The organism is Bradyrhizobium sp. LeoB3 (assembly GCF_055456055.1).
Window position 1 is genome coordinate 1 of the sequence record NZ_JBVBEF010000460.1, and the last position, 265, is coordinate 265.

Below are 265 nucleotides of genomic sequence, written 5' to 3' on the forward strand. Positions count from 1 at the left end.
CGCTTGGCATAGACGACCCACTCGGTCTTGCGAAGCGGTGCAAGGAATGCGGCGAATGATCGCGTCGCGGCGAGATGAGCGTCGTCGCCGAAGAAGCTCAGGCGCCCCGCCTGATGGAGGGCAGCGAGGCGCTCCAGGAACAGCCGCCGGAACAGGCGTGAGAGCACGCGCACCGGCAGGAAGAAGCCGGGCCGGCAGGACACCCAGCGCTGGCTATCGGGCGAGATGCCACCGCCCGGCACGATCATGTGCACATGCGGATGGT

Annotated in this window: 1 protein-coding gene; it reads right to left on the bottom strand. The window is 67.5% G+C overall.

From position 1 onward, the window contains the following. Positions 1–265 (bottom strand): transposase (locus tag ACZXDY_RS46705; RefSeq protein ID WP_464350132.1); only part of this gene is annotated, 265 nt, incomplete at both ends.